The following is a 12,275-nucleotide window of genomic DNA, read 5'->3' on the forward strand; positions in this document are numbered from 1 at the left end:
TAAAATTTTTTTTATGAAATATGTAGTGTTTTTATTAGCTGCATTTACCTTGACCTTTTCGCTCAAAGCACAGACCTCTGACACTCAGGTTGCCAATAAAGATTCCAGCATGAGCAGGATGAATTCTATCAAAGCATTGGATTCGAGGGCAGTCAATGGGATCACTTTTAAAAGAGCATTCATTGATTATAAAAGCCCTAATGCGGGTTCTTTAAAAAATCTTAGCAATTTTAAAGAGTACAATAGCGGTTTTGAGATTGGGTATGTGAGAGATTTTAGCCCCAATCTTAGACTTTATGTGCCCGTGAGAGTTGGGGTATTTAATGTAGGTGATCAAAAGGAAAATATCACTTTTGGTGAATTGGATGCACAAGCTCAATATCGTTTTTTGACTAAAAAAAGAATTTTGCAGCCTTATGTTTTAGGTGGCGCTGGTATCAATACGGAAAACTTGGATACATTTAATGTACAGATACCCGTAGGAGCAGGATTGGACATCAGAATAGCAAAGAAGTCATTCATCAATCTGCAAGGAGAGTATCGATTGTCTCTTTCTGAGCAGAGAAACAATATTCAATTTTCGATAGGATTTATCCATTATTTTGGGCAAGGTAAGCCTGGTGAGAAGAAAATGGACGAAATATCAGGCAAAGATGCCGATGGTGATGGCGTTCCTGACGATCTCGACCTTTGCCCAAATAAGCCAGGTTTAAAAGAGTTTGCCGGATGTCCCGACACAGACGGTGATGGTATAGAAGATACTCGAGATCTTTGCCCCGAGGTGCCCGGATTAAAAGCATTAAATGGCTGTCCGGACAGTGATGGAGACGGGGTAGCCGATAAAGACGATGATTGCCCAAATCTTGCTGGCACCAAAGCTAATCGTGGATGCCCATCTACAGATACGGACAATGATGGAGTAATAGATGACCTGGATGAGTGCCCCACCATTGCTGGGTCGCCGGCAGCTAAGGGCTGCCCCGATCGGGATGGCGATGGCGTGGCCGACAAATTTGATAAATGTCCTGATGTAGCTGGGACTTCTAAAAATGGTTGCCCTGATACAGACAAAGATGGTGTGGATGATTTTGAGGACAGATGTCCTAATACCTATGGACCCGCCTCTAATAAGGGATGTCCGGAGATAAGAAAGGAAGATAAAGAAACCCTCAATATTGCTATGCGTGATGTACAGTTTGAGCATAATAGTGCCACGCTGACTAATTCTTCCTATAAGATACTTGGCCAAATATCTACGATACTCAACTCTTATCCAGAGTACAAGATTGAAATTTCCGGCCATACAGATAACACTGGTACTGCGGAAATCAATAAAAAACTCAGTGAACAACGGGCGCGTGCATGTAGAGATTACCTGATAAGCAAAGGATTAGCCTGGAGTAGGGTGGCATCCAGAGGCTATGGTCAATCCAAACCTATTGCGACAAATGAAACACAGCAAGGTCGTGCTACCAATAGGAGAGTGGAGTTTAAGCTTTATCTGGAATAGGAAGAGCAATACACGGTACCCAATAGGCAATAAGCAATAGTCAATAGTCATCCCGAAACTTCGGGAGGCAATTAGTCTTCCGAGATTTCCACAGGCAATGGGATAGCAGAAAAATAAGGAGTCAATATTATTTTAGTTCATCGCGGCGATGCTTAGGCACCTAGATCTCAAAAGCGAGTGGCGAACTTTTTGTGATGTATATATTGTTTTACAGGCCTAGTTTGTCCATCAATGGTTTTTCATATTCACCATCTTCTGCCGGATATCTTAAAGTGCCTTCAAATTTTCCGGATTGTTTTGCCAGAGCCCAAATCAAGCTTTCACCTGCTGGCACGTTGGTCGGAAAGTTGGAATAAATTGGGTCTTCATAAGCCAGGTCTGCGTCAGTTACCAGCCATCCATTATTTTTAAAATGTTGAATTAAATCTCCAAGAAATAAAGCTGCAGCCAAATTATGATGCAATAAAATAACATGGTGTATTCCTTCATACCCCAGTTTACCTGATAGCTTTTCATAATATGTGGCTCTGCTCAACAAATGATCTAAATAGAATTTTTTAAAACCTGCCAGATCAGCCTTAGGATTTTCTTTGATCCTTTTTACTAATCTACCATCAATATACCAGTCAGAAGCGTCGACCGTAACATGGCCGATTTTGTATCCTTTTTCTTGCAAGATCCTTCGAAAGCCAGTTATTTTTTCAGAAGTATTGCCTTCTTTCAGGTAAGGGAACCTAAAATGGGGGTAATAATTTGAATAAGGCCTGATTATTGAATCATTGAGCATTAACTCAGATTCAAAATCCCCGAGCGTGGTTTTTTTATCATTAAAATTGGGGTGTGTAAAAGTATGATTGGCTATTTTATGACCGGCATCATTCCATGAGGACAATATATATTTTCCTTCAGGTGTAGTTTTATTATATCCGGTTGAAAATAAAATGGCTTTTAAATGGTGTGCTTTAAGATGGTCCAATATGAATTGATTCCAAATATCTAGTTTATATGGACCTATATCCTGGGTAGCTCCATCGTCAAATGTAAATGAAATTGAAGGTTTTTTTGACTCTCGGACTAAAACAACATTCTCTATTAAGAAGGCTGATAAAAGAAGTACAGAAACAGAGACCAGGCAAGCCAGTTTGAATATTTTGATCATTTTAGGAAAGATAGGAAACAAAAAAGCCCGGCATGCCGGGCTTGATATAATTTAAATAAAAGACTTCAATTATTGATTTACAGGGCCGCTTTTCTTTGCAGGTGAAAGAAGGCTGGCCTGTTTGGCGGGAACACTTTCTTCTGCAGGCTTTACTTTTACATTGCCTTTGACCTGGATGACATGAGACACTCCTTCTTCATTGGTAGTAACTGTCACAGTTTTCATGATGACCCCAATCCTGTCAGTAGCATAATGAATTTCAATCTCGCTGGTCTCGCCTGGCATGATTGGTTCTTTAGGCCATGAAGGAATGGTACAACCGCAGCTACCCTGTGCATTCTTAATGATTAAAGGTTCAGTACCGGTATTGGTAAATTTTACTTTTCTGACTGGGTCAGAATTCTGAAGAATCTCTCCATAATCTACAACATCGCTCGCCAATTGCATTGCTGGTCCACTTTTGGCAGTGGCCGGAGCAGCAGTGGCAGCATCCTGTGAAAATGCAATGCCCGCAAATAGGCAAAGTGTAAGTGTGTATAGTATATTTTTCATCTTATGGTTTTTATAAGTTACAAATTTACTCTTTTGACGATACAATTGCAAATAGTATACAGATTTGTTGTTAAATGACTGTTAATTTTGAAGGGGTGCTTTTTTAATGGTTGTGTACCGATAAAGATTAATATTTAAATCAAGGAACTTATTAGAACTTAGTAGCGCTTCAAAATCAATATCGATTCGTATCTTTCGACCATTGATAGCTAATAAAACCAAGCCGATGAATGTAGAATTTTTGGACATGCCTTTGGAGCTGGATAAAGAAGTGGAGAATTCAATGGAAAAAACTCTATTGAAGGATTACTGGATCTCCCTGGTCAGTCGGGAGGTAAGTTTGCAGGGGCGTCGCGATGTACTGAGCGGAAAAGGTAAATTCGGCATTTTTGGTGATGGAAAAGAGATAGCCCAAGTCGCACTGTCTCATTATATAGCGCCAGGAGATTTTAGATCTGGCTATTATCGGGACCAGACGATCATGTTCGCTTTGGGTATCTGTGATGTATCCCAGTTTTTTGCACAGATGTATGCAGATTCTGACCATGATCCTTTCTCTGGTGGACGACAGATGAATTGTCATTTTGCTACTCCTTTTATTGACGGTCAAGGTGATTGGTTAGACCATACCACCAGGTACAATGTGACCTCTGATGTGTCGTGTGTAGCGGGGCAGGTGGGCAGAGCACTTGGATTGGCGCAAGCATCAAATATCTATAAAATTAATAAGGAGTTAAACCAAGGTGGTTTTTCCAATAACGGGACAGAAATCGTTTTTTGTACTATTGGCGATGCCAGTACTTCAGAAGGTCCTTTTTGGGAGACTATGAATGCCGCAGGTGTCATGCAAGTACCCTTAGTAATGATTGTTTGGGATGATGGTTATGGGATATCGGTGCCTGTAGAATACCAAACTATTAAATCATCTATCAGTAGAGCACTTGAAGGATTCATTGGTGAAAAAGAAGGTGAAGGCATACAGATATTTACCGCCAAAGGCTGGGATTATACAGAGTTATGTTCGGTATTTGAAAAAGCTACCACGATTGCAAGGACCTATTCAACACCAGTACTAGTACACGTGCATGAATTGACTCAACCTCAAGGCCATTCTTCTTCAGGGTCACAGGAACGGTATAAAAACAAAGAACGACTGGAGTGGGAAAGGACCCATGATTGCATGCACGTGATGAAGTCCTGGCTGGTAGAGATTGGAGTGCTGACTGAGACAGTGGACCTGGATCTGAAAAAGCAGGCAAAAGAGTTGGTCCGGAAAGAGAGAGATGATGCTTTTGAAAAAAGTATTCACAAAACCCAGATTGAGATCAAGACGCTGATACGGATCTATCAACAGACTTCCACCACTAAACCCGAGTGGGATGACCTTATTCAACATCAGATCATAGAACTAAAACATTATAGAGAACCCGTCATAAGTGATTTAATTAAAAATGTCAGGAGATTTCTGATTGCCATCCCAGATGGAACTGATGAAGAATTAACTACGCCATTGCGTCAATGGTTGGATCATCAAAAGCAGCTGGCAGAAACTCGATTTCACACCAAATTGATCAGTGATACGCCATATGCGGCTTTAAAGATCAAGGATGTGCCTGCAGTTTATAAGCCAGATGCTCCAATGGTGAGTGGTTATAAAATATTGAACCAATATTTCGATAAGTTATTTGCATCAGATCCCAGAGTATACGCTTTCGGAGAAGATGTAGGCAAAATTGGTGATGTCAATCAGGGATTTGCAGGTTTGCAGCATAAATATGGTGAACACCGGATATTTGATACTGGTATAAGGGAATGGACTATTGTTGGTCAGGCTATTGGTATGGCTATGAGAGGACTAAAACCAATCGCTGAAATCCAATACATAGATTATCTGATTTATGCGCTTGCACCCCTTTCTGACGATGTGGCCAGTATGCGATATCGCAGCAATGGACAGCAATGTGCTCCGCTTATTATCAGAACCAGAGGGCATCGACTGGAAGGTGTATGGCATAGTGGGTCGCCTATGGGTATGATGTTGCATTCTTTGAGGGGTATTCATCTGCTAGTGCCACGTAATATGGTACAGGCAGCAGGATTCTATCAGACGATGATACAGTCTGATGATCCCTCGATCATAGTAGAATGTTTGAACGGGTATAGGTTGAAGGAAAGAATGCCGGACAACCTTGGTACTTTTTGCCTGCCCCTTGGTGTGCCTGAAATAATCGAAGAGGGCAGTGACTTAACACTGGTCACCTATGGATCTTGTGTCAGAATAGCAGAGCAAGCGTTGGAAATGATCAAACCTCATGGTATCTCTGTAGAATTGATAGATGTGCAGACTTTGTTACCCTTTGATATTCACCACCTAATCTGTCAATCGCTTCAGAAAACAAACAGAATTATCTTTCTTGATGAAGATGTGCCGGGCGGGGCTACCGCGTTTATGATGCGTGAAGTACTTGAAGTCCAGGGAGGTTATAAATATCTTGATGCATCACCGGTATGTATCACAGCAGCTGATCATCGTCCACCGTATGGATCAGATGGAGATTATTTTTCTAAACCTAATGCTGAAGATATCGCAGAGAAAATACTTGAACTTATAAAAGCTTAGGACAGCCTCATATTAGTATTTTATATTATATATACAGATTAATATATCTTTGCCTTATATCGCCAGTATGCCCAGGTCATTAGTCATCATTCCGACTTATAACGAAAAGGAGAATATCCTTAAGATACTCGATGCAGTGATTGGCCTGCATAGTGAAATTGATGTTCTTATAGTCGATGATGGATCACCGGATGGTACAGGACAACTTGTACGGGCTACCCCATTATTTAATCAACGAATTTTTCTGATTGAGCGAAGTGGCAAACAAGGATTGGGCACCGCATATATCACAGGCTTTAAATGGGGGTTGCTTCGTGATTATGATTATCTGATAGAGATGGATGCCGACTTCTCACACCCTCCTCATAAGGTCTTGGAACTCATCGAATCATGCAGAAAGGGTGCTGATGTGACTGTAGGCTCGAGGTATATCAAAGATGGCAAAGTGACTCACTGGCCCTGGGACAGGTTGGTTTTGTCCTATGGGGCTTCTTTGTATGTCAGAATGGTGACCGGTATGCCGGTCAAGGATCCAACAGCGGGATTCGTCTGTTACAAAAGTCATGTTTTAAAAGCTTTGGATCTGGACATGATCAAATTCGTCGGCTATGCGTTCCAAATAGAGATGAAATATAAGTCCTGGATAAAGGGATTTAAAGTGGCAGAGATACCCATTACCTTCACAGACCGGGTAGCCGGCACTTCAAAAATGCATGGAGGAATTATCAAGGAAGCAGCTTTAGGAGTAATCCAACTTCGTCTCAACAAAAATAAAAATTAAGTTTTCTTTAAATTTTTATCCACTTCCTGCATTGTCCGGAGGTGAAAAAATATTTTTTTAGCTTTATATATATTATACTTATATCAAATGTTTATATATTTGTACTTGTTGTGATTATGTACTTATTTGTATAAGTAATAAAAATTAAATATATATAAGTTTATTGATTGTAAGTCGTTAACACATATGAGTTAAAATTAAATTAATAAAAAATAATTAAAAAAGTGGGTGAAAGTGGTGTAAAGTGGGAAGTTGTGATTATATTTGGGTCACAAACCAAGAGAGAGTGTTCCGCATTACAGGAGAATATCAAGGCACCATTGATGATAAGGGAAGGATTAAACTACCTTCTGGCCTTGTAAAACAGTTATCAGAACAAGGGATTACGCTCAATTTCGTCGTCAACAGAGGTTTTGAAAAATGCCTCATGATTTATCCAAAAACAGTATGGGATCAAAAAGCAAACGAGGTAGATCGGCTCAACCTCTATGACCCTGTCCAAAGACAATTTGTACGGTATTTCTACAGGGGAGCTACAGAGATCAATGCCGATGCCACCGATCGCTTACTGATTCCAAAAAATCTATCCGAACACGCATCTATTCAGAAAGAGATTGTATTGTATGCCTATCGGAATCAGATAGAATTGTGGGATGCTCAGATGTATAAAGATGAGTTGGCTAATGAGCCAGCCCAGTTTAGCGAGTTGGCTGCAAAGGTATTTGGTGGGGGTAGCGAGAACCAATCAAACTCTACAGATTGAGTGAGTACCATGTGCCAGCCATGGTGCAGGAGACCCTGGATGGGTTGGTGATCAACCCAGATGGTATCTATGTAGATGCCACTTACGGAGGAGGAGGTCATTCGCAAGCTATCCTTCAAAAATTAAGCGACAAAGGTCGTTTGATCTCTTTTGACCAGGACGAACAAGCATTCCAAAATAAATTGGAAGACAGCAGATTGACTTTGATTCTGTCTAATTTTAGATATATCTATCGGTTTCTTCGGTATTATGATATCTGTCAAGTAGATGGAGTATTGGCCGACCTGGGGGTTTCATCGCACCAGTTAGATATACCTCAGCGTGGGTTTGCCTTCAGACACAAAGAATTGAATTTGCCGCTGGATATGCGCATGAATCTATCACAAAGAAATTCTGCGGCTGACCTGATCAATCAATCTACCCCAGCCATACTGGAGAATATCTTCAAAGAATATGGAGAGATATGGAATGCATCAAAATTGGTAGCCGCTATCATTGAATTTAAAAAGAAAAACCTGATAGAAACTGTAGGTCAATTGGTACAAATAGCCACACCGGTCTCAGTTGGTCAGCCCAACCAATATCTGGCAAAAGTATTTCAAGCATTGCGGATTGCAGTAAATGATGAGATGGGTGCATTGCAATGCTTGCTTACGGATACGGTGGACTATTTAAAGCCAGGAGGTCGATTAGTAATCATTTCATACCATTCTTTGGAAGACAGATTGGTAAAACACATGATTCAATCGGGCAATGTGGAGGGGATCTTGAAGCGGGATCCATTTGGAAATAAATTAAAAGTATTTGAGGCAGTGACTAAGAAGCCTTTGATACCTTCAGATAAAGAGATAAAAGAAAACTACAGGGTACGAAGTGCCCGATTACGAATCGCTGAAAAGTCAGTGAAAGAATAACTGTAAAAATCAGAATGCACTTGTGTCGAAACATGCGCAGGAAAGATTTTTGAATAAAATTTTAATTATGGAAGCAAGGTCTCAAAATAAGTTATTTCGCAATTTTTTTGCTGGAGGGTTGGTGTTAAAAAACCTGCCCTTTATCTATTTTGCTGGTGTGCTTGCTTTGATCTACATCGCCAATGCACATTCAGCTGAAAAAAAAGTAAGGGAAATACATCGACTCAGGGAAGAAGTAAAAGAACTTCGATGGCATTACATGTCATTTAAATCAGAGTTTTTATTCTCAAGCTCTCCTACCCAATTGGTCAATGATGTGAAGTACCTGGACCTGGGTTATAACAAAAATTCATTCAATAAAAAATTAATCAAGAAGTAGTCCAAGGATGAAAGATGAAATCATCATACGAACCTATGTCGTTTTCCTGTTATTTGTCTTGACAGGCTTCTTGATATTGGGTAGGGTCATCCAGGTAGGAGTCATCGAGGGCGACCGATGGCGGGCACGCGGCGACAGCCTTTATGTAAAACATCAACCGATAGAAGCAGAACGTGGTAACATTATGTCGTCTGATGGGAGATTGTTAGTGACCTCTCTACCATTATTTGATGTTCGTATGGACCTTTTGACTCCATCTAAAGAAAGGTTTTTAAATAATATTGATTCGCTGGCGCTTTGCCTTTCGAGATATGTCAATCCCTCTATATCAGAGCGTGCCTACAGGGATCTTTTATGGCGTGAACGCCAGGCAGGCAATAGATACCTCATGATCAAAAATGATGTTTCTTATTCTCAAATGGAAAAAATTAAAAATTTTCCATTGTTTAGATTAGGCCAATCTAAAAGTGGTCTCATCCTGGTCAAACGCGCACGTAGAGAAAGACCGTATAGAATGTTGGCGAGCAGAACATTGGGATCTGTTCGGACAGGAGCCAATCCTGTAGGTTTGGAAGGATATTATGATAAAGTTTTAGGTGGAGAGCAAGGAAGCCAACTTGTTCAAAAAGTAGCTAGAGATATTTGGGTGCCGGTAGATGATATCAGTGAGTATGAGCCTAAGAGAGGACAGGATATTGTCACCCACCTGGACATTGATATTCAAGATGTAGCCGAACAGGCATTGTATAAATCTATCGCACATCATAATGCGTTGGGTGGCACTGCAGTCGTTATGGAAGTCAAGACAGGAGCTATTAAAGCTATGGCCAACCTTTCCAGATCTGGCGACGATATAGGCGAGTATTTTAATTATGCAGTTGCTGAAGCTACGGAACCTGGTTCTACTTTTAAACTAGCCACGATGATGGCACTATATGAAGATGGATTGATTTCACCGATAGATCGAGTCAACATCAACCAGGGATCAGTCGAAATCTGCGGAAAAAAAATAAAAGACTCAGAGGATCATGGCATAGCCAATCCTACGCTGAGGCAAGTATTTGCTATGTCATCCAATGTAGGTGTGGCAGTGACAGCTCAAAAATATTATGCCAACAATGCTAAAAAATTTATTAATAGACTTCATCAATTCCGTTTAGATAAGCGTTCAGGCATAGACCTCGAGGGAGAGCCAACTCCATATATTAAACAAGCTTATAATCAAGATCAGAAATGGAGCTGCACCTCTATACCGTGGATGGCCCATGGGTATGAACTCACTCTTACACCCTTGCAAATGTTAACTTTTTACAATGCGGTAGCTAATAAAGGTAAAATGATGCAGCCCCAGCTGGTTCATCAGGTATTGGAGTATTCTGAACCCATAAAGACAATTCAACCTGAAGTACTTGAAGACAAAATTTGTTCCAAAGCTACTTTAGACTTTGCCCTGGACTTATTGAAGAGTACTGTAGACAGCGGCGGAACAGCTCGCGCACTAAAAAATGATCTTTATTCGATAGCGGGTAAAACCGGTACAGCCGTCACCAATTATTTTAAAGGGGATATTAGTGAAGGAAAAAAATATCAGGCTTCTTTCACCGGTTTTTTTCCTGCTGAAGACCCGACTTATTCCTGCATTGTTGTGATCTATGAGCCCAAAGTCAATGGGTTCTATGGTGCATCTGCAGCCATGCCTGTTTTTAAGGAGATAGCTGATTATTGTATAGCCTCTCAATTTATACTTCCATCGGAAATGGCAGATGAAGAAAAGCCTATGACAACAAATCCAAACATCAGGGCTGGAGGATATGCTACGGATCTGAGGACCATCTTACATTTTAGTGGAGTAAGGTTTGAAAATAATTGTATCAGTGAATGGGGTATAGTGCAACCTGATGAAAATCGATTAGAGCTCTCAGGTACAAATGCTGACTCAGGCCAAATACCTGATGTCAGAGGCATGGGCCTTCGGGATGCCTTATTTATATTGGAAAATAAAGGGATAAGAGTAAAACTCCTCGGCCATGGTAGAGTAAAGCGGCAATCGATAGCCCCAGGCACAAAGGTCGAAGGGCAAACGATTGAATTAACTATGGGCTGATCGATGATGAAGTGGGCAGATTTAAAACAGTATATACAGTTCTTTGACAAGAAGGGAAACGCAGAGTTTGATGTAATAGGGGTAGACCTCGACTCAAGAAAAATAGCTGATGGATATGTATTTATAGCTATTGCAGGCATCGGATCCGATGGTCATGATTTTATCAACAAGGCCATCTCTTCAGGAGCAAGGGCTGTTGTTTGTGAAAAAATACCCGAGGAACTGGTGGAAGAAATAGAGTATGTAGTAGTGAAAAGTTCTGCTCAAGCAGCCGGTATCATCGCAGATGTTTTTTTTAATCGCCCCTCCCGATCACTCAGATTGGTCGGAGTGACCGGAACCAATGGCAAGACTACTACAGTCACTATGCTGTATCGATTGGTAAAAGCATTAGGTTACAAAGCGGGTTTGCTCAGTACCGTGCGCAATTTTGTACACGATCAGGAGATATCTGCAAGTCATACTACGCCGGATGTGATCAGGATCAATGGGCTTCTGGCTGATATGGTCAAAGCAGGATGTGATTTTGCATTCATGGAGGTCAGTTCACATGCGATGAAACAATCGAGGGTTGCGGGATTGCATTTTGCCGGCGGAGTCTTTACTAATCTGACACATGATCATCTTGATTATCACGGATCGTTTCGGGATTATCTCGAATGTAAAAAAATGTTTTTTGATACCCTGTCAAAAGATGCATTTGCCATCATCAACAAAGATGATAAGAATGGTCCTGTGATGGTGCAGAATTGTAAAGCCGATGTTAAATATTATGGCTTCAGGCAAATCGTAGATTATAAAGGAAAAATTAAGGCCAATACCCTGCAAGGACTCATCCTGGACATCAATGGAGTTGAGGTACATAGCCGGCTGGTAGGTGCTTTCAACGGGTATAACTTTTTGGCCGTGTATGGTGTTGCATTGCGATTGGGCTTCGCTTCGACGGAAGTACTCGCTGCAATGAGTGAAATACAAGCAGTGGACGGCAGGTTTGATACTTTTTATCATGAAGGTAAAAAAGTGCTAGGCATAGTAGATTATGCTCATACTCCTGATGCCTTAGAAAATGTATTGGACACTATAAGGGAATTAAAAAATAAAGGATCAAGAATAATCACGGTAGTAGGGTGTGGAGGAGACCGAGACCGCACCAAGAGGCCATTGATGGCTCGAATAGCAGTGGATAAGAGTGATATGGTCATATTCACTTCCGACAATCCTCGCAGCGAAGATCCTCTTGATATCCTGGATGATATGATGAGCGGACTTTCACCTGAAGAGGCAAAGTTGGTCTTCAGGCAAGTGGAACGGAAGGAAGCTATTAAAATGGCAACGATGATGGCTTCAAGACCAGGAGACATCATATTGATAGCAGGCAAAGGACATGAAAACTACCAGGAAATAAAAGGACAGCGTTTCCCATTCGATGACAAAATCATATTAAAAGAAGTTTTGATATGAATATTATAAGATTAATTATCATTCTCAGGTTG

The 12,275-nt window shown here is 40.8% G+C and carries 10 protein-coding genes; 8 read left to right on the forward strand and 2 right to left on the reverse strand.

Annotation, left to right across the window (positions count from 1 at the left end):
- Positions 1-13 precede the first annotated feature (13 nt).
- On the forward strand, positions 14-1,510 hold the full coding sequence (locus IPJ09_00495) for an OmpA family protein (protein MBK7369939.1): 1,497 nt from the start codon (positions 14-16) through the stop codon (positions 1,508-1,510).
- A gap of 208 nt (positions 1,511-1,718) precedes the next feature.
- Here IPJ09_00495 and IPJ09_00500 read toward each other — a convergent pair whose 3' ends face one another.
- Positions 1,719-2,669, reverse strand: a complete 951-nt coding sequence (locus IPJ09_00500; protein ID MBK7369940.1) for a polysaccharide deacetylase family protein — start codon at positions 2,667-2,669, stop codon at positions 1,719-1,721.
- 69 nt (positions 2,670-2,738) lie between these two features.
- Positions 2,739-3,221 carry a DUF1573 domain-containing protein gene (locus IPJ09_00505; GenBank protein ID MBK7369941.1) on the reverse strand — a complete coding sequence of 161 codons (483 nt, stop codon included), beginning with the start codon at positions 3,219-3,221 and terminating at the stop codon, positions 2,739-2,741.
- A gap of 247 nt (positions 3,222-3,468) precedes the next feature.
- Here IPJ09_00505 and IPJ09_00510 point away from each other — a divergent pair, with 247 nt between their 5' ends.
- The 7 genes from IPJ09_00510 to IPJ09_00540 all read left to right on the forward strand — a co-directional run bounded on the left by IPJ09_00510 (position 3,469) and on the right by IPJ09_00540 (position 12,243).
- Complete coding sequence (locus IPJ09_00510; protein ID MBK7369942.1) at positions 3,469-5,841, forward strand: transketolase; 2,373 nt, start codon at positions 3,469-3,471, stop codon at positions 5,839-5,841.
- A gap of 67 nt (positions 5,842-5,908) precedes the next feature.
- Entirely contained in the window at positions 5,909-6,622 is a 714-nt protein-coding gene (locus IPJ09_00515) for a polyprenol monophosphomannose synthase (GenBank protein ID MBK7369943.1), read from the forward strand.
- 286 nt (positions 6,623-6,908) lie between these two features.
- Positions 6,909-7,385, forward strand: coding sequence for a division/cell wall cluster transcriptional repressor MraZ (gene mraZ, locus IPJ09_00520; protein MBK7369944.1), 477 nt, complete (start codon positions 6,909-6,911; stop codon positions 7,383-7,385).
- Entirely contained in the window at positions 7,367-8,299 is a 933-nt protein-coding gene (rsmH, locus tag IPJ09_00525) for a 16S rRNA (cytosine(1402)-N(4))-methyltransferase RsmH (GenBank protein ID MBK7369945.1), read from the forward strand. Before mraZ ends, rsmH begins: the two co-directional genes overlap by 19 nt.
- Before the next feature lie 67 nt (positions 8,300-8,366).
- The gene (locus IPJ09_00530; GenBank protein ID MBK7369946.1) at positions 8,367-8,678 is read left to right on the forward strand and encodes a hypothetical protein; all 312 of its coding nucleotides are present in this window, start codon (positions 8,367-8,369) and stop codon (positions 8,676-8,678) included.
- Positions 8,679-8,685: 7 nt separating this feature from the next.
- Positions 8,686-10,782 carry a transpeptidase family protein gene (locus tag IPJ09_00535; GenBank protein ID MBK7369947.1) on the forward strand — a complete coding sequence of 699 codons (2,097 nt, stop codon included), beginning with the start codon at positions 8,686-8,688 and terminating at the stop codon, positions 10,780-10,782.
- A 6-nt stretch (positions 10,783-10,788) separates the two neighbouring features.
- Positions 10,789-12,243, forward strand: coding sequence for a UDP-N-acetylmuramoyl-L-alanyl-D-glutamate--2,6-diaminopimelate ligase (locus tag IPJ09_00540; GenBank protein ID MBK7369948.1), 1,455 nt, complete (start codon positions 10,789-10,791; stop codon positions 12,241-12,243).
- Positions 12,244-12,275: the final 32 nt, after the last annotated feature.

It is taken from the genome of Saprospiraceae bacterium, assembly GCA_016709995.1.
Classification (GTDB): domain Bacteria; phylum Bacteroidota; class Bacteroidia; order Chitinophagales; family Saprospiraceae; genus JADJLQ01.

Coding starts and splice junctions, on each gene's coding strand:
- IPJ09_00495 (MBK7369939.1), top strand. CDS start 14: ATGAAATATGTAGTGTTTTTATTAGCTGCATTTACCTTGACCTTTTCG.
- IPJ09_00530 (MBK7369946.1), top strand. CDS start 8,367: ATGGAAGCAAGGTCTCAAAATAAGTTATTTCGCAATTTTTTTGCTGGA.
- IPJ09_00535 (MBK7369947.1), top strand. CDS start 8,686: ATGAAAGATGAAATCATCATACGAACCTATGTCGTTTTCCTGTTATTT.
- IPJ09_00540 (MBK7369948.1), top strand. CDS start 10,789: ATGAAGTGGGCAGATTTAAAACAGTATATACAGTTCTTTGACAAGAAG.
- IPJ09_00510 (MBK7369942.1), top strand. CDS start 3,469: ATGCCTTTGGAGCTGGATAAAGAAGTGGAGAATTCAATGGAAAAAACT.
- IPJ09_00500 (MBK7369940.1), bottom strand. CDS start 2,669: ATGATCAAAATATTCAAACTGGCTTGCCTGGTCTCTGTTTCTGTACTT.
- IPJ09_00515 (MBK7369943.1), top strand. CDS start 5,909: ATGCCCAGGTCATTAGTCATCATTCCGACTTATAACGAAAAGGAGAAT.
- IPJ09_00505 (MBK7369941.1), bottom strand. CDS start 3,221: ATGAAAAATATACTATACACACTTACACTTTGCCTATTTGCGGGCATT.